Source organism: Ralstonia sp. GX3-BWBA (genome assembly GCF_003290055.1).
Classification (GTDB): Bacteria; Pseudomonadota; Gammaproteobacteria; order Burkholderiales; family Burkholderiaceae; genus Ralstonia; species Ralstonia holmesii.
On record NZ_QMKS01000010.1, the window covers coordinates 89,797 to 105,639 of the forward strand.

Genomic DNA, 15,843 nt, shown 5'->3' on the forward strand with positions numbered 1-15,843 from the left:
AGGTTCAGGCAGCGAGCGCAGTGATGCCGGCACGCGGCAACGCATCCTCCACCAACGCGCGCATCGATTCGAGCACGGCCGATTGCGGCATCAGGCCGAAGTTATGCAGCGCCATCACGTGATCGACGCCCATGTCGGACAGCCGCGCGAGCTTCTCGGCCACCGCGTCAGGCGTGCCGAATAACGACAGGCCGCTGGCCAGCACATCGTCGTAGGTTTGGCGGCGCGCGTAGAGGCGCGTGGCGACGTACAGATCGAACGCGTCGGCGGCCGTCGCGCGCACGGCGGCATCGGTGGGGCCCACGTGCGTGTGCAGCGCGACGGCCGCCATGCCGCGCGTGTCGGCAATGCCCGCTTCGGCCAGGCCGCGCCGGTAATCGTCCATCAACGTGCGGATGTCGTCGAAGCTGTCGACCGAGGCATACGGCACGAAGAGCATGCGCCGCCGCTGCCGGCCAATGTGATACGCCGCCTCGCGCCGCAGGATCGCCACGTGGATCGGCACGCGGGCCTGCACCGGCAGAACGTTGAGGCGCACGTCGCGCAGCGTGTGGAACTGGCCCGCGTGGTGCACGCGCTCGCCAGCGAGCAAGCGCTCGACGAGCATCAACGCTTCGTCAAAGCGCTCGCGCTTGATGGCGGGGTCGACGTCGTAGCCTTCGAACTCGTGCTTGAGATAGCCGGAGCCCACGCCCAGCGACAGCCGCCCGCCCGAAAGCGCATCGACCATCGCGTAGTTCTCCGCCACGGTGGCCGGATGGTGGAAGGTGAGGATGGAGATGGCCGTGCCCAGCCGCAGGCGTTGCGTCTGCGCGGCCAGATGCGAGAGAAAGACCGCGGGGTTAGGGACGGCGCCGTACTCGTGAAAGTGATGCTCGGCCACCCAGAAGGTGTCGTAGCCGAGCGCTTCGGCATGACGCGCCTGGGCGATGACGTCTGCGTAGAGTTGCGGCAGACTGCGGGGCCGGTCGGGGTAGTGGTCCTGCACGGAAAAGATCGACAGCTTCATGGCGTCTCCCGGGTTTCGAGGTCTTTTCCAGCGCGCGGGCCGCCGCGCCGGTTGTATCTTTTAACGTAACGCGTATCTTATAAAGCGACACCCGAGACTTCAAGATGCCCATCGACGCTCCCCTGCCGCCGGATACCTCGCCCGACGATTTGCCCGCAGAAGACGCCGCGCCTGAACGCACCAGCGCCGGCATCCAGTCCGCCGAGATCGCGCTGAGCGTGCTTTCAGCGATGGCGCATGCCGGTGGCGCACACGCCGTCTCCGAACTGGGCCGCCAGCTCGGCATGCCGCGCGCAAAGGTTCACCGCTACCTGGTGTCGCTGGAGCGCATGGGTTTTGTGGAGCAGGACCCCGCCTCCGCCCGCTACCGGTTGGGCGCACAGGCATTGCAGGTGGGGCTGTCGGCGCTGTCCGACGTGGATTTCGTGCGTGAAGGCAGCAACCTGCTGCCCAAGCTGGCCGAACGGCTGAACGAAAGCGTGTTTCTGTCGATCTGGACCTCGCGCGGCCCCGTCATCGTGCGCTGGGAAGACAGCGGCCGCCCGGTGGCGGTCAATGTGCGGGTCGGCTCGGTCATGCCGCTGCTGAACTCGGCCACGGGCCAGGCGTGCGCCGCGTGGATGCCGGAAATCCAGATCGTCTCGCTCATCGACCGCGAACTGCGCGGCCCCGGCGCCGGCAAGGCCGGCCTGACCGACTGGCTGAACTGCCGCGCTCGCTGGCAGGCGGTGCGGCAGGAAGGCGTGGCCCGCATCGGCGGGACGTTGGTGCACGGCATCGATTCGGTGGCCGTGCCGGTGCTCGATTCACAAGGCAAGCTGGCGGGCGCGATCACGGCCCTGGGCTTGTCCAGCGTGTTCGATTCCAGCCTGGAAGGTCCCGCCTCGCGGCTGCTGCGCGAAGCCGGGCGGACGCTGTCGCTGCGCCTGGGGTATCACGGGCAGGCGCTGACAGCGGGTGCCGCGGCGCCAAAGCGGGGGCGCCGTCCGAAAACGGCACCCGAATCCGCTTAAGCCTTACGCCTGCGTGCCCGGGGCAACGACTTCCTGGTCGATCGCCCCGAAAATCGACACGCCATTGGCGTCGAACATCTCGATCTTCACGGTGTCGCCGTAGCGCATGTATTCGGTGACGGGTGCGCCGGATTCGAGGGTTTCCAGCATGCGTTTCTCGGCGATGCACGCGTACCCCTTGCTGCGGTCCACGTTGGAAATCGTGCCCGAGCCGACGATGCTGCCCGCGCGCACGTTGCGTGTCTTGCAGATGTGCGCGATCAGCTGGCCGAAGTCGAACACCATGTCGGTACCGCACTCCGGCTGGCCGACCTTCTTGTTGTTCCAGCGCACCGTCATCGGCAGATGCACCTTGCGTTCGCGCCAGGCGCCGCCCAATTCATCGGGCGTGACGGCCACGGGTGAGAACGACGTGGCCGGCTTGCTCTGGAAGAAGCCGAAACCCTTGCCCAGCTCCGCCGGGATCAGGTTGCGCAGCGACACATCGTTGGCCAGCACGATCAGGCGGATGCCCTCGGCAGCGGCGGCCGGCTCGGTGCCCATCGGCACGTCGCCGGTAATGACAGCCACCTCCGCCTCGAAATCGATGCCGAACGCTTCGCTGCGGCAGATGATGGGGTCATGCGCGCCGGCAAGGTCATCCGAACCACCCTGGTACATCAGCGGGTCGGTCCAGAACTCGGCGGGCATCTCGGCGCCGCGTGCCTTGCGCACCAGTTCAACGTGGTTCACATAGGCCGAGCCATCGGCCCATTGGTAGGCGCGCGGCAGCGGCGCCATGCAGTTGCCGGCGTCAAACGCAAACGGGTGGCGCGCACGGCCCGCGTTGAGCTGGTCGTACAGATCCTGCAACTGCGGTGCATGGAAGGCCCAGTCGTCCAGCGCGCGCTGCAGTGTGCCGGCGATGTGCGTGGCGAAGTGAGCGGTCTTCAGGTCCCGCGAAACCACGGCCAGCTGGCCGTCGCGCGAGCCATCCTTGAGGGTGGCGAGTTTCATGTGCGTTGTATGGAAAAAGGCTGCGCGGATGGTACACCTAGCATCGGCTAAACTGGCCCGAACTGATCCCTCACCCCTCACCATGTCACCGCTGCCCGCCGACACCGATCTCGACCTGGAGTCCGATGCCGATGGCGAACTGGATGCGCCCGCGCGCTCGGGCATCCAGTCCATCGAAGTCGGCTTCCGGCTGCTGGAAGTGCTCACGCACACCGATGGCCCGATGATGCTGCGCGACCTGGCGCGTGCGGCGCCCATGAACCCCGCCAAGGCGCACCGCTATCTGGTGAGCTTTGCGCGCCTGGGGCTCGTCACGCAAACGCCCGAAGGCCGCTACGACCTGGGGCCGTTCGCGCTGGAAATGGGGTTGGTAAGCCTGAACCGGCAAGACCCGATGCGCCGCGCCCGGCCCGCAGCCGCCGCATTGCGCGACGAGATCGATCACACCATCGGCCTGGCCGTGTGGGGCAACCAGGGCCCAGCCATCGTCCACTGGGAAGAAGCCAGCCATCCCGTAACGGTCAGCCTGCGCCTGGGCGACGTGATGCCGATGCTGAACTCGGCCACCGGTCGCGTGTTCGGCGCTTACTTGCCGCGTGCGCAAACGCGTGCGTTCATCCAGCGCGAACTCGACCGCATTACGGCAGCAGGGAATACCCCGAGCGCCGAGAACCCCGAGCTGCCGCAAACGCTCGAAGCCTACGACGCCATCTGCGCAGACGTGCGCAAGCACGGCGCTTCGCGCATCCACGGCGGCGTATTGCCGGGCATCAACGCGATGTCGCTGCCTGTGTTCGACGCCAACGGCCAATTGTGTCTCGTGCTGATCGCGTTGGGCGCACAAAGCACCTTCGACACCACTTGGAGCAGCCCGCTGGAGCGGCGCTTGCGGCTGGCCGCACAACAGCTTTCCGCCGATCTTGGATACGTTGCACCCCACGCCCCGCAATCCTGACGAACTGAATACCGACCGCGTGCAACCCCGCAGGCGTCGCTTCTATCGGCTTGGCCGGTTCGGGCTCGTGCTGCTGGCCGTGCTCGTGCTGCACATCATTGCCGTCGTGTGGATCGCGCGCAGCCGTCAGGTGACGTGGCCGCCGGCGCCCGAGCAGATCATCCCCACGCTGTTGCTGCATCCCGAGCCCGTGCAGCCGCCAACGCCCCCGGCTGCGCCCAAGGCCCGCCCGGCTTCGCCCCGTCCGCGTTCTCAGACCCCACCCGCTCCGGCGCCGACACCCACGCCGCCCGCGCCCGATCTGGCAAGCATGGACCCGTCCGAATTCACCAGCGCTGGCGCTCAAGCCTCGGGCGATACGGGCGTGGTCAAGGATCTGAGCGGCGAAGGCCCGAGCGGGCCGCCTGCACCGCCGGGCGACGCGTTCTCGCTGCCGCCCTCAGCCACGCTGCGGTACGCCACTTACGTCAACGGCGTGCGCAACGAAGATGGCGTGATCCGCTGGGCCACCGATGGCAAAACTTACACGCTTGCCGTGGAAATTCCGTTGCCGCTCTTCTTTGGCAAACTCGCGTTTCGCAGCGCAGGTGTGGTCGGCCCGTATGGCCTCACCCCCACGCGCTACGAAGAAGTGCGCGGGCGCCGACAACCCGACGTGACGACGTTCCATTACGCGACCGACTCCATACCGGCTTCCGGCGCACAGGGCGCACCCACGGTCACTTTCACCCGCTCGCCGGCCGTGCTTCCGTTGCCCGAGGGCACGCAAGACCGCTTCAGCGTCTTCCTGCAATTGACCGGATTGGCCCGTGGCGGCCCCGAGCGGATCGCCAGCCCCGGCCTCACGCTGGAATTCCCGATCGCCGATACCGACAGCGTGGAAGTGGCCCGCGTCCAGCATGTCGGCGAGGAAACCATCGACACCCCCAACGGCACGATTCGTGCGCAACACTTCATACGCCTGCCGCGCCGTGCAGACGACAAACGGCGTGTAGAGATCTGGCTGTCTGCCGATCACGGTTGGCTCCCAGTACGCCTGCGCCAGACCGAGCCCAACGGCATGCAATTCGATCTGGTCTACCAGTCCCAAGAAGGAGGCTGACATGGACGCCAACGCCCTCTCCAACTCCGGCACGGTGCGCGCCAACGGCATCGATATCCACTACCGTACCGACGGCACAGATGGGTCATGGGTCGTGCTTGCGCACGCGTTGGGCGTGGACCACCGGTTGTGGGACAGCATCGCCCAACGCCTGGCGAGCCGCCACCGCGTGCTGCGCTACGACGCGCGCGGCCACGGCAAGACCAGCGCGCCGCACGGCGCCTACACGCTGTTCCAATTGGCGGATGATGTGGCCGGCTTGCTTGATGCCCTGTCGATTGAACAGGTGCATTTCGTTGGCCTGTCGATGGGCGGCATGGTCGGGCAGGTTTTGGGCGTACGATACCCGCAGCGGCTGCTCTCGCTCACGCTGTGCGACACCGTGTGCTACACGCCGGTGTCAGCGCATGCCATGTGGGACGAACGCATCGGCCAAGTCGAAGCGCACGGCATGAGCGGCATTGTCGAACCCACGATGCAGCGCTGGCTGACCACGCCGTTTCGTGAAGCCCATCCCGACGTAGTGGAACGCATTCGCGAATTGCTGCGCGCCACGCTCCCCCACGGCTATGTCGGTGCATGCCTGGCCATCAAGGCGCTCGACACACGCAGCTCGCTTGCACGCATCGCTTGCCCAACGCTCGTCATGACCGGCGAACAAGACACCGGCGCGCCAGTGGAAGTAGCGCGCGAGATCGCCTCGCTCATTCCCGACGCCCGTTTGAAAGTGATTTCGCACGCAGCGCACTTGGCGCCTATCGAACAGGAGGAGGCCTTCCTCACCGATCTGGATGAATTCCTCGGGCACGCAGGATGCGGGAGCCAATGTGACACGCCATAAGGCCTGCTTGCCTTGCCGATAGTTGCAGGCGCCCCGCACACGGCCCGTCGTCTACCCGCCGAATGGCGGAAGGCCGCTTGCTTCTTTCGATGCAGGAGCGGAAAGGTCTTGTTACGCGATCACAACGCACGTCACACATTTCGCCTCGCGTTCGCGAACTTTGTGACCGATCATAAAGCCCAAGGAGCAGATGGGGCAGAACGGTCAGGAGGCGGGAGTTGATCGGCCCTTGAAGTCATGGTCGTGGGCCCCATCTACCCGGTGCAGCAGTAGAGCAGTCCCCACAACAGCAAGACGATTGACGCCTCGGAGGTGCACCATGCAGATGATCTACAACAGCGACAACTACTGTGTTGTTGAGTTCGGTGTAGACGGCCAACACGCCATGCTGGCAGCGGGTGGCTACGAGATCGTGGACAAGAACCTCAAACGTGAAATCTTCCTCGGCGGCGAGTTAGCCGAGCATTTCCGTGAGGACGTGAAAAAGCTGATCGCCAGCGAGCCCACCGTTGAAGAAGTCGACGACTTTCTCGGCAAATTCGACACGGTGATGACGCAGCCGGTGACGATGCACTGACCTACGCGCGGGCAAGATCGCCCGCCAGACGGATCAACAAAAACGCCCGGAGCATGGCGCTGCCGGGCGTTTTTTCATGTGTCGATCGACTATCGGGTCGATAGCGCCCTTCTAGCATTGCTCCCACGGCAGGCCGGCATGACGCCAGCCATTCAGCGTGTTGCGATGGCGCGTGCTGTCCAGGTCTCCCTCGAAGCCGTGGCGCACGACATACACATCACGGAAACCCGCCTCTTCCAGTGCGTGCGCCGCAGCGGCTGAGCGATTGCCGCTCCGGCAGATCAGCACAATGGGACGCTCGACGCCATGGCCGGTCAGTTTGCGCACGGTCGGCACGAACTCGGGGTTCACCTCCCAATGCGGGCCATCGTTCCACGAGACGTGATGGGCGCCGGCCGGATGGCCGACGAACAGGTGTTCCATTTCGCTGCGGCAGTCGACAAAAAGCGCGGCGGGCGTACGCTCCAGGAAAGCGTGGGCGTCTGTGGGATCGAGCAATTGCATGGCGGGCGTCAGGGCGGGCAAATGGCGTGATGTGGATTATAGGAGCGCGATTGCCCACAACGGCGGCAAGTCATTGATGCGACTGGTAAAATTCACCTTTGGCCGCAAATCCGGAATATTTGACCGGCCGCAGCACCTCGGAGTCCCTCCCCATGACCGCGCCCCTGCCCTACACCCGTGCCGCCAACCTGCCCGCGCTGCTGCGCGAGCGCATCCTGATCCTGGACGGCGCGATGGGCACCATGATCCAGCGCTACAAGCTGACCGAGGCGCAATACCGCGGCGAGCGCTTTGCCAACCACCCGATCGACGTGAAGGGCAACAACGAGCTGCTGCTGCTCACGCGCCCCGACGTCATCCGTGAAATCCATGAGCAGTACCTGGCGGCCGGCGCGGACCTGATCGAAACCAACACCTTCGGTGCGACGACTATCGCGCAAGAAGACTACAAGATGGCGGAGCTGGCTTACGAGATGAACGTCGTGGCCGCCCGCTTGGCGCGCGAGGCCTGCGACAAATACAGCACGCCGGACAAGCCCCGCTTCGTGGCCGGCGCCTTTGGGCCGACGCCCAAGACCGCCAGCATTTCGCCCGACGTGAACGACCCGGGCGCACGCAATGTCAGCTTCGACCTGCTGCGCGATGCGTACTACGAACAGGGCAAAGCGCTGCTCGAAGGCGGCGCGGACGTATTCCTCGTCGAGACGATTTTCGACACGCTCAACGCCAAGGCGGCGCTGTTCGCCATCGATCAGCTTTTCGAAGATACCGGCGAGTGCGTGCCCGTGATGATCTCCGGCACGGTGACCGACGCCTCGGGCCGCATCCTCTCGGGCCAAACCGTCGAGGCATTCTGGAACAGCCTGCGCCACGCCAAGCCGATCACCTTCGGCCTGAACTGCGCGCTGGGTGCCGCGCTGATGCGTCCGTACATTGCCGAGCTGGCGAAGATCTGTGACACGGCCGTCTCGTGCTACCCGAATGCCGGCCTGCCCAACCCGATGAGCGACACGGGCTTTGATGAAACGCCAGAGGTCACCTCCAGCCTGGTCGACGAGTTTGCGTCGGCCGGCTTGGTGAACCTGGTGGGCGGCTGCTGCGGCACGACGCCTGAGCACATCAAGGCGATTGCCGAGCGCGTGGCGAATCGCAAACCGCGCGCTTGGCCCGGCCAATACAAAGAAGCCGCCTGAGCACAGGCCCCACGCCCGTACACCGCCGTCCCCATTCGCATCAAACGATCATGACCGACCACCCCATGCGCCTCTCCGGCCTCGAACCGTTCAACATCGGCGAGAGCACCCTGTTCGTCAACGTCGGCGAGCGCACCAACGTCACCGGGTCCAAGGCGTTCGCGCGCATGATCCTGAACAGCCAGTTCGACGAGGCGCTGGCCGTGGCGCGCCAGCAGGTCGAAAACGGCGCGCAGGTCATCGACATCAACATGGACGAGGCGATGCTCGACTCCAAGGCGGCGATGGTTCGCTTCCTGAATCTGATCGCCTCCGAGCCGGACATCGCGCGCGTGCCGATCATGATCGACTCGTCCAAGTGGGAAGTGATCGAGGCCGGTCTGAAGTGCGTGCAGGGCAAGGCGATCGTCAACTCGATCTCGCTCAAGGAAGGCGAAGAACAGTTCGCGCACCACGCCAAGCTGATCAGGCGCTACGGCGCGGCGGCCGTGGTCATGGCTTTCGACGAACAGGGCCAGGCTGACACGTTCGAGCGCAAGACCCAGATCTGCAAGCGCAGCTACGACTTCCTGGTCAACAAGGTCGGCTTTGCTCCGGAAGACATCATCTTCGATCCGAACATCTTCGCGGTGGCCACCGGCATCGAAGAGCACAACAACTACGCCGTCGACTTCATCGAAGCGACGCGCTGGATCAAGCAGAACCTGCCGTACGCGAAGGTGAGCGGCGGCGTGTCGAACGTGTCGTTCTCGTTCCGCGGCAACGACGTGGTGCGCGAGGCGATCCACACCGTGTTCCTGTACTACGCGATTCAGGCGGGCATGGACATGGGCATCGTCAACGCCGGCCAGTTGGGTGTGTACGAGAACCTAGACCCCGAACTGCGCGACCGCGTGGAAGACGTGGTGCTCAACCGCCGCCCGGATGCGACCGATCGCCTGCTGGAAATCGCCGACCGCTACAAGGGAGGCGGCACCAAGCGCGAAGAAAACCTCGCCTGGCGCCAGGAGCCGGTGGAAAAGCGCCTGGCCCACGCGCTCGTGCATGGCATCAACGATTACGTGGTCGAAGACACCGAAGAAGTCCGCGCGAAAATCTTTGCCGCGGGCGGCCGCCCGATCCAGGTAATCGAAGGCCCGCTGATGGACGGCATGAACATCGTCGGCGACCTGTTCGGCGCCGGGAAGATGTTCCTGCCGCAGGTGGTGAAATCCGCCCGCGTGATGAAGCAGGCGGTGGCCCACCTGATTCCGTTCATCGAAGAAGAGAAGCGCCAGATTGCAGCAGCCGGCGGCGACGTGCGCTCGCGGGGCAAGATCGTCATCGCCACGGTCAAGGGCGATGTGCACGACATCGGCAAGAACATCGTCACCGTCGTGCTCCAGTGCAACAACTTCGAAGTCGTGAACATGGGCGTGATGGTCCCGTGCAACGACATCCTGGCAAAGGCGAAAGTGGAAGGCGCGGACATCATCGGGCTGTCGGGCCTGATTACGCCGTCGCTCGAAGAGATGGCCTACGTGGCATCGGAAATGCAGCGCGACGAATACTTCCGCGTGAAGAAGATCCCGCTGCTGATCGGCGGCGCGACGACGAGCCGCGTGCACACCGCCGTGAAGATCGCCCCAAATTACGAAGGCCCAGTGGTCTACGTGCCGGACGCCTCGCGCTCGGTGAGCGTGGCGTCGAGCCTGCTGTCGGACGAAGGCGCCGCGCGCTACGTCGAAGAGCTGCATGCGGATTACGACCGCATCCGCACCCAGCACGCCAACAAGAAGGCCCAGCCGATGGTGTCGCTGGCTGCCGCGCGCGCCAACAAGACGAAGATCGACTGGTCGAACTACACGCCGCCCAAGCCCAAGTTCATCGGCCGCCGCGTGTTCCGCAACTACGACCTGAACGAACTCGCGCAGTACATCGACTGGGGCCCGTTCTTCCAGACGTGGGACTTGGCCGGCAAATTCCCCGACATCCTCAACGACGAAATCGTGGGTGAGTCAGCCCGTCGCGTGTTCTCCGACGGCAAGAGCATGCTCGCGCGGCTGATCGCCGGCCGCTGGCTCACGGCCAACGGCGTGATCGCGCTGCTGCCCGCCAACACCGTCAACGATGACGACATCGAGATCTACACCGACGAATCGCGCTCGGAAGTCGCGCTCACCTGGCGCAACATCCGCCAGCAAAGCGAGCGCCCGATCATCGACGGCGTGATGCGCCCGAACCGCTGCCTGGCGGATTTCATCGCACCCAAGAGCACCGGCATTGCCGATTACATCGGCTTGTTCGCCGTGACGGGCGGCATTGGGGTGGAAAAGCGCGAGAAGCAGTTCGAAGCCGACAACGACGACTACAGCGCGATCATGCTCAAGGGCCTGGCCGATCGCTTTGCCGAAGCCTTTGCCGAATGCCTGCACGCCCGCGTGCGTCGCGACCTGTGGGGTTATGCGGCGGATGAAACGCTCGACAACGACGCGCTCATCCGCGAGGAGTACAAGGGCATCCGCCCCGCGCCCGGCTACCCGGCCTGCCCGGAACACACCGTCAAGCGCGACATGTTCCGCGTGCTGGACGCGCAGGAGATCGGCATGAACCTGACCGAGGCGCTGGCGATGACCCCCGCTGCATCGGTATCGGGCTTCTACCTGTCGCACCCGGACAGCACGTACTTCACGCTGGGCAAGATCGGACAGGATCAAGTGGACGACATGATCGCCCGCAGCGGTGAAGACCGCGCGTTTGTGGAGCGCGCCCTCGCGCCAAATCTCTGATTCTGTGACAAGACGTTTAAGACATGGTGTGATCCACACTGTGTCTTACGTCCGCAAACCCTTGCCGGCATTGGTTTCGCCGGGGTTTCAAGAGGGGCGATCCTTACATTACAAAGGCTTACACCCCCTAACAGTCGTAACCGGAAGAGCTCCATAGACTGAACCCATTCACTCAACACACACAGAGTGATGCCGCGACGAATCCTTCGCGTGGCCGTTCAGAACGAAAGGAGTCTCTTCCATGAACAAGCTGCTGATCTCCCTGTCCGCCATCGCCATCGCTGCTGCTTCGGCTTACGCCAACGCGCAAACCCCGTCGGCCGGCGCATCGCTGCAAACCAATGGCACGGCTGCCGTGGCTCCGGCACAAGGCAATACCGGCGCAGGCCTGAAGGCCGATGCCGGCACCAAGCTGGACACCGAGTCCACGAAGAGCCAACTGAACACCAAGGCTGAGCACGGCGCCAAGGCCGCGCACGAGCACAAGGCCAAGGCGGAAGCCGGCATCGACAAGACCGCCGATAAGGTCGGCAAGTCGGTCAGCAAGACGGAAAAGTCGGCAGAGAAGTCGGGCAAGGCTGCCAAGGCTGAGACCTCTACTGGCCTGAGCGCCGACGCCGGCGCAAACGCCACGGCCACTACCCAGACCAAGTAACACGTCACTACGTGGGATAGCCGGGCACAGCCCGGCGCATCTTAGCGACCCCGGGGCGGAACTCTTCCGCCCCGTTTTCTTTGGGCGCACGCGCTCAGGCACATGGATTGCTCGGTGGCAGGCATCGACATGTTGCGATTCATGCACATTCCCGAGGTCTTTTATGGAAACCCTGACAACTCCCCCAGACCGCGCCAGCAAGAGGAGCCCCGTTTTGGCGCAACAGTCCGATACAATTGCTGTCGTATCGAACCAACAAGCGCAGCGCGCGGAGCCGGGCAGCCCGCCCAGCGCGCTCATAAGGAGCAGCATGATTCGCGTCCTGATTGCGGACGACCACGAGATCGTCCGTGCCGGCCTTCGACAGTTCCTGTCCGAAGAGCGGGACATCGAAGTCGCGGGGGAAGCGGCCAGCGGGGAAGAGGTGATGGAGCAACTCCGCACCGGCGCCTTTGACGTCGTGGTGCTCGACATTTCCATGCCCGATCGCAACGGCATCGACACCCTCAAACTCGCTCGCCAGCGCCATCCCGATCTGCCGGTGCTGATCCTGTCGACCTTCCCGGAAGACCAGTACGCCATCAACCTGATTCGCGCGGGCGCATCGGGCTATCTGACCAAGGAAAGCGCGCCGGATGAGCTGGTGAAAGCCATTCGCACCGTGTCGCAAGGCCGTCGCTATGTGAGCCCGACGGTGGCCGAGCTGCTGATTGGCGGCCTGGAAAAGCCGACCGACCAACCCCTGCACCAGACGCTGTCCAAACGCGAATTCCAGATCTTCTGCAAGCTTGCACGCGGGCAATCGGTATCGGTCATCGCGGAAGAGCTGTTCCTGAGCGTCAAGACGGTGAGCACGTACCGCACGCGGATTCTGGAAAAGATGGGCATGAAATCCAATGCCGATCTGACGTATTACGCCATCAAGAACGGCTTGGTTGAGTAGCATCAGGTGGGGCGCCAAATTCCCTCGGCGCGCCGCAAACCCAACTGGCATGTAGGACAACGCCTGATACCACCTCGGCAACCCGCTGGCTAACATCAACCCATGCTGGATCAAGCCGTCACCCTCTCCACCCGTGGCCTGCGCGTCCTCCTGATCGAGGACTCCCCCGTGCTTCGCGGCATGGTGCTGGAATACCTCAAGGCTTCCGCCTTCGTGGCGACGGTCGAATGGGCAGACACCGAAGACTTGGCGCTGGGCCTTCTCGGACAGGGCCCCTATGACGTCGTGATCGTCGACCTGCAATTGCGGCAGGGCAATGGCTTCAAGGTCCTCCAAACGTTGCGCGATCAAGCGTCGCCCAGCGTGCGCATCGTCTACACCAACCACGCGCAAGTGCCGACCTACCGGCAACGCTGCTTTGAGGCAGGCGCAAACTATTTCTTCGACAAATCGCTCGAACTCGACAAGGTGTTCGAAGTGATCGAAGAGCGCGCCGGCGTCGGCCGCCCCCGCCAGCAGCCCGCGCAGCATTTCCACCCCTGAGATTCTTCGCGCCCGCCGCGTCTGCTGTCGTGGCGCGCGCCCAACGCCATTTCTCACCCCCAAGGAGCGTTCGATGAAGACCTTGTGTGCCGCACTTGCACTGACGTGTGTATTCCTGGCCGGCTGCAACACCATGGCCGGTGCCGGCAAGGACCTCCAGACCGGTGGCCAGAAGCTGGAGAACTCGGCCGACAACGCCAAGCAGAAGATGTAACGCCGTCAGCTACACCGGCATCAAAAACAAAAAAGCCCCGCGATGGGGCTTTTTTGTTTGGGCGTTGACATCACGCTGGGCGACTCACACCGTCGCGCCACCGTGGCCCGGCGCGGGCGCAATACCGCCAGTCAGCGCCTGCATGCCCGACGGTTCGTTGGCCGCACCTCGATCGAATACGGCATCGCTGGGAGGCAGTTCAACGATGATCGTCACGCCGCCACCGGGCATCGAATCGATGACGAGCGTGCCACCCAGCGCAATGGCGCGCTGCTCCATCCCCAGCAGTCCGTGATGGCCGACCATGCGGCGCCGCTCGATGTCGGCCGGGAAGCCACGGCCGTTGTCCCGCACGCGCAAACGCACGCCCTGGTCATCCACATCGAGCGCCACTGACACCGTGGTCGCATGCGCGTATTTCGATGCGTTGGTCAGCGATTCCTGCACGATGCGATACAGCGCGATGGCCGCATCGTCGGTCAGCTTGGGCATGTCGTCGGGCAGGCTCACTTCCGTGTGCCAGCCGTTGCGCGTGCCGACGTCCTCCGTCAACTGCGAGAGCGCCTCCACCAAACCCAGGTTGAGCAGGATCGTCGGGCGCAGGTCTTCGATCAGGCGGCGCTTGATCTGGATGCCCTGATCCACGTGGGCCATCACGCGCGTGATCTTTTCGCTCACGGCCGGCTCGTTGGCGTGAATGCGTGAACGCAGCCAGTGCAGGTCCATCTTGGTGGCGGTGAGGATAGCGCCCAGCTCGTCGTGCAGCTCGCGCGCGAGGCGCGTCTTCTCGTCCTCGGTCACGCGCTGCAAGTGGGCGGCCAAGTCGGACAACTGCCGCGTGCGCTCACGCACCATGCGGTCGAGTTTCTGGCTTTCCTCCTCCGCCATGTCGCGCTCGCGCTCCGTCACGGCAAGACGCTTGGCGTGCTGCATGCCCAGCACCACCAGCAGGATGATGTTGACCGCCGTGATGAGCGCAATGCCGTAGCGCGACAGCGCCAGATCGCGCTCGGCGTGTTCAAGGCTGCGGGCCACCGTGGCAATCTCGCGCTGACGCAGCCGATCCAGACCCTGGCGCACCGCTTCCATCGACGCCTTGCCGAAATCGGTGCGCACCAGATCGAGCGCAACTTCCAGGTCACGCTTGCCGTAGATCAGTGTGAGTTCCATCTCGGTGAGCTTGCGGCTCACCTGCAGCGCCGTCTCAGAGAACAGCTTCAGCGCGTCCGGATCGTTGGCGTAGTGATCGCGAATTTCTGCCATCAACGCGTGGATATGCGGGATGGCCTTGTTGTACGGATCGAGGTATTCGTCCTTGCCCGTGAGCAGGAAACCACGCTGCCCGGCCTCGGCGTTCACCAGCTCGGCAAGCAGTTCGTTGATGGCGGTTTCAGCCTGCTGCGACTGAATCACCTGCCGATAGCCCTGGCTCAGGCGGATGTTGCCCGTCTCCGAGGCAATCAGCACCCCGAGCGTCAGCAGAATGCCGCCGGCGAGCAGCAGAGTGGAGCGCAAGGATGACCGCATGGCATGCAGACCCATAGGAAACGCGTCAAACCGCCCGACGCGGCGCGCGTTGCGTTTGTGTTTTTTTGGCAATTCGGATGATACCGCGTGGGCGCGCCGCGCGACACTTGGGGCGCACCCCGGTCAGGCACGCGATGTGCGTGGGAGTACGCGACAGGGCGCCGGCCTCTCACCCAATACGCGGCTGCCCTGCATTCCATCCATCCGAACCGGAGACGACAACATGCTGAAATGGGCACTCATCTTCGCCATCATTTCCCTGGTGGCCGGCGTGCTGGGCTTTACCGGCATTGCCGCAGGCGCGGCGAGTATCGCCAAGGTCCTGTTCTTCATCTTCGTGGTGCTGTTCGTGCTGTTTCTGGTGCTGGGCGTCACCGTCTTCAAGGCCGTCGATTAGCGCGGACCACCCAGGCGGTAGCGCGGCCCGTGTCTTGCTAGACCCTTTGGCATACGGCCCGCTTTCGCAAAAGCCGAAATCGCACCCGAACCAACTGCGCCGCCGGTGTATGTCTCCCGCGGCGCCACGATGAGGAGCTTCACCATGTCACTCTTTGCCAGCCAACGCGTCCGAAGCCGAATTGATGACGTCAATGATCGCGCGCACCGCGCCATGAACAGTGCCAGCGACGCCGTCGACCACGCCCGGTACGCCGCTCGCCCCGCCGTGGAAGACGTGCAGAGCCTGCTGCGATCGCTCGAAAACGCCATCCATACACTGACCGACGAAGGCAGCACCGAAGCCCGGCGCGCCAGCCGCACGCTGCATGCGCGTGCCGACCAACTGCGCCAAGCCGCCAACGACCGCGCGCAGCAAGCCCGCGAACGCATGGACTGGGCGCTCGATCGCACCGAAGAAACCATTACCGCGGCGCCATTCAAGTCGGTTGGTGTAGCCGTGGCGATTGGCGCAGCGATCGGGTTGGTCGTCGCGCTGGCCGGCGGCAGCAGCCGACGCGACGCCAGCAGCGAATAGACCACCCCCGCCAATCACCCCGCAGGAGCA

17 protein-coding genes are annotated in these 15,843 nt (G+C 64.4%); 13 read left to right on the plus strand and 4 right to left on the minus strand.

The window, feature by feature from the left end; genetic code table 11:
* Positions 1-4: 4 nt before the first annotated feature.
* Positions 5-1,009: an LLM class flavin-dependent oxidoreductase gene (locus DOD19_RS13880; protein ID WP_112186135.1), complete on the minus strand. Its 1,005-nt coding sequence runs from the start codon at positions 1,007-1,009 to the stop codon at positions 5-7.
* 104 nt (positions 1,010-1,113) lie between these two features.
* Between DOD19_RS13880 and DOD19_RS13885 the strand changes: the two genes are divergently transcribed.
* The gene (locus DOD19_RS13885; RefSeq protein WP_024976815.1) at positions 1,114-2,022 is read left to right on the plus strand and encodes an IclR family transcriptional regulator; all 909 of its coding nucleotides are present in this window, start codon (positions 1,114-1,116) and stop codon (positions 2,020-2,022) included.
* Positions 2,023-2,025: 3 nt separating this feature from the next.
* On the opposite strand, the gene DOD19_RS13890 is transcribed toward DOD19_RS13885, so the two are convergent.
* Positions 2,026-3,018 carry a fumarylacetoacetate hydrolase family protein gene (locus DOD19_RS13890; RefSeq protein ID WP_024976816.1) on the minus strand — a complete coding sequence of 331 codons (993 nt, stop codon included), beginning with the start codon at positions 3,016-3,018 and terminating at the stop codon, positions 2,026-2,028.
* 82 nt (positions 3,019-3,100) lie between these two features.
* On the opposite strand from DOD19_RS13890, the gene DOD19_RS13895 reads away from it, so the two are divergent.
* From DOD19_RS13895 to DOD19_RS13910, 4 genes are all read left to right on the plus strand, one after another.
* The gene (locus tag DOD19_RS13895) at positions 3,101-3,973 is read left to right on the plus strand and encodes an IclR family transcriptional regulator (protein WP_024976817.1); all 873 of its coding nucleotides are present in this window, start codon (positions 3,101-3,103) and stop codon (positions 3,971-3,973) included.
* Between the two features lie 19 nt (positions 3,974-3,992).
* A complete protein-coding gene (locus tag DOD19_RS13900) occupies positions 3,993-5,075 on the plus strand; it encodes a DUF3108 domain-containing protein (protein WP_112186161.1) in 1,083 nt (360 codons plus the stop codon).
* A gap of 1 nt (position 5,076) precedes the next feature.
* Positions 5,077-5,916, plus strand: coding sequence for a 3-oxoadipate enol-lactonase (gene pcaD, locus DOD19_RS13905; protein WP_112186137.1), 840 nt, complete (start codon positions 5,077-5,079; stop codon positions 5,914-5,916).
* A 319-nt stretch (positions 5,917-6,235) separates the two neighbouring features.
* Positions 6,236-6,493 carry a DUF3567 domain-containing protein gene (locus DOD19_RS13910; RefSeq protein ID WP_012760982.1) on the plus strand — a complete coding sequence of 86 codons (258 nt, stop codon included), beginning with the start codon at positions 6,236-6,238 and terminating at the stop codon, positions 6,491-6,493.
* Positions 6,494-6,604: 111 nt separating this feature from the next.
* On the opposite strand, the gene DOD19_RS13915 is transcribed toward DOD19_RS13910, so the two are convergent.
* Positions 6,605-6,997 (minus strand): rhodanese-like domain-containing protein, encoded by a 393-nt coding sequence (locus DOD19_RS13915; RefSeq protein ID WP_024976820.1) that lies wholly within the window; start codon positions 6,995-6,997, stop codon positions 6,605-6,607.
* 152 nt (positions 6,998-7,149) lie between these two features.
* Here DOD19_RS13915 and DOD19_RS13920 point away from each other — a divergent pair, with 152 nt between their 5' ends.
* The 6 genes from DOD19_RS13920 (at position 7,150) to DOD19_RS13945 (ending at position 13,313) form a co-directional block, all read left to right on the plus strand.
* Positions 7,150-8,190, plus strand: coding sequence for a homocysteine S-methyltransferase family protein (locus tag DOD19_RS13920; RefSeq protein ID WP_024976821.1), 1,041 nt, complete (start codon positions 7,150-7,152; stop codon positions 8,188-8,190).
* A 50-nt stretch (positions 8,191-8,240) separates the two neighbouring features.
* Positions 8,241-10,958: a methionine synthase gene (metH, locus tag DOD19_RS13925; protein ID WP_024976822.1), complete on the plus strand. Its 2,718-nt coding sequence runs from the start codon at positions 8,241-8,243 to the stop codon at positions 10,956-10,958.
* A gap of 241 nt (positions 10,959-11,199) precedes the next feature.
* Positions 11,200-11,613 carry a hypothetical protein gene (locus DOD19_RS13930; protein WP_112186139.1) on the plus strand — a complete coding sequence of 138 codons (414 nt, stop codon included), beginning with the start codon at positions 11,200-11,202 and terminating at the stop codon, positions 11,611-11,613.
* Between the two features lie 310 nt (positions 11,614-11,923).
* The gene (locus DOD19_RS13935) at positions 11,924-12,556 is read left to right on the plus strand and encodes a response regulator transcription factor (RefSeq protein WP_037027780.1); all 633 of its coding nucleotides are present in this window, start codon (positions 11,924-11,926) and stop codon (positions 12,554-12,556) included.
* A gap of 102 nt (positions 12,557-12,658) precedes the next feature.
* The gene (locus DOD19_RS13940; protein ID WP_024976824.1) at positions 12,659-13,099 is read left to right on the plus strand and encodes a response regulator; all 441 of its coding nucleotides are present in this window, start codon (positions 12,659-12,661) and stop codon (positions 13,097-13,099) included.
* 73 nt (positions 13,100-13,172) lie between these two features.
* Entirely contained in the window at positions 13,173-13,313 is a 141-nt protein-coding gene (locus DOD19_RS13945) for an entericidin A/B family lipoprotein (protein WP_024976825.1), read from the plus strand.
* Between the two features lie 84 nt (positions 13,314-13,397).
* Here DOD19_RS13945 and DOD19_RS13950 read toward each other — a convergent pair whose 3' ends face one another.
* Complete coding sequence (locus tag DOD19_RS13950) at positions 13,398-14,840, minus strand: CHASE3 domain-containing protein (RefSeq protein ID WP_024976826.1); 1,443 nt, start codon at positions 14,838-14,840, stop codon at positions 13,398-13,400.
* A gap of 223 nt (positions 14,841-15,063) precedes the next feature.
* Between DOD19_RS13950 and DOD19_RS13955 the strand changes: the two genes are divergently transcribed.
* Together DOD19_RS13955 and DOD19_RS13960 are read left to right on the plus strand one after the other, a co-directional pair.
* The gene (locus DOD19_RS13955; protein WP_004633727.1) at positions 15,064-15,237 is read left to right on the plus strand and encodes a DUF1328 family protein; all 174 of its coding nucleotides are present in this window, start codon (positions 15,064-15,066) and stop codon (positions 15,235-15,237) included.
* 144 nt (positions 15,238-15,381) lie between these two features.
* Positions 15,382-15,813: a DUF883 family protein gene (locus tag DOD19_RS13960; protein ID WP_112186141.1), complete on the plus strand. Its 432-nt coding sequence runs from the start codon at positions 15,382-15,384 to the stop codon at positions 15,811-15,813.
* Positions 15,814-15,843: the final 30 nt, after the last annotated feature.

Bases quoted from the DNA above. Each gene is read 5' to 3' on its own strand.
- DOD19_RS13880 (WP_112186135.1), bottom strand. From the start codon at position 1,009: ATGAAGCTGTCGATCTTTTCCGTGCAGGACCACTACCCCGACCGGCCC.
- DOD19_RS13885 (WP_024976815.1), top strand. From the start codon at position 1,114: ATGCCCATCGACGCTCCCCTGCCGCCGGATACCTCGCCCGACGATTTG.
- DOD19_RS13890 (WP_024976816.1), bottom strand. From the start codon at position 3,018: ATGAAACTCGCCACCCTCAAGGATGGCTCGCGCGACGGCCAGCTGGCC.
- DOD19_RS13895 (WP_024976817.1), top strand. From the start codon at position 3,101: ATGTCACCGCTGCCCGCCGACACCGATCTCGACCTGGAGTCCGATGCC.
- pcaD (WP_112186137.1), top strand. From the start codon at position 5,077: ATGGACGCCAACGCCCTCTCCAACTCCGGCACGGTGCGCGCCAACGGC.
- DOD19_RS13910 (WP_012760982.1), top strand. From the start codon at position 6,236: ATGCAGATGATCTACAACAGCGACAACTACTGTGTTGTTGAGTTCGGT.
- DOD19_RS13915 (WP_024976820.1), bottom strand. From the start codon at position 6,997: ATGCAATTGCTCGATCCCACAGACGCCCACGCTTTCCTGGAGCGTACG.
- DOD19_RS13920 (WP_024976821.1), top strand. From the start codon at position 7,150: ATGACCGCGCCCCTGCCCTACACCCGTGCCGCCAACCTGCCCGCGCTG.
- metH (WP_024976822.1), top strand. From the start codon at position 8,241: ATGACCGACCACCCCATGCGCCTCTCCGGCCTCGAACCGTTCAACATC.
- DOD19_RS13930 (WP_112186139.1), top strand. From the start codon at position 11,200: ATGAACAAGCTGCTGATCTCCCTGTCCGCCATCGCCATCGCTGCTGCT.
- DOD19_RS13935 (WP_037027780.1), top strand. From the start codon at position 11,924: ATGATTCGCGTCCTGATTGCGGACGACCACGAGATCGTCCGTGCCGGC.
- DOD19_RS13940 (WP_024976824.1), top strand. From the start codon at position 12,659: ATGCTGGATCAAGCCGTCACCCTCTCCACCCGTGGCCTGCGCGTCCTC.
- DOD19_RS13945 (WP_024976825.1), top strand. From the start codon at position 13,173: ATGAAGACCTTGTGTGCCGCACTTGCACTGACGTGTGTATTCCTGGCC.
- DOD19_RS13950 (WP_024976826.1), bottom strand. From the start codon at position 14,840: ATGCGGTCATCCTTGCGCTCCACTCTGCTGCTCGCCGGCGGCATTCTG.
- DOD19_RS13955 (WP_004633727.1), top strand. From the start codon at position 15,064: ATGCTGAAATGGGCACTCATCTTCGCCATCATTTCCCTGGTGGCCGGC.
- DOD19_RS13960 (WP_112186141.1), top strand. From the start codon at position 15,382: ATGTCACTCTTTGCCAGCCAACGCGTCCGAAGCCGAATTGATGACGTC.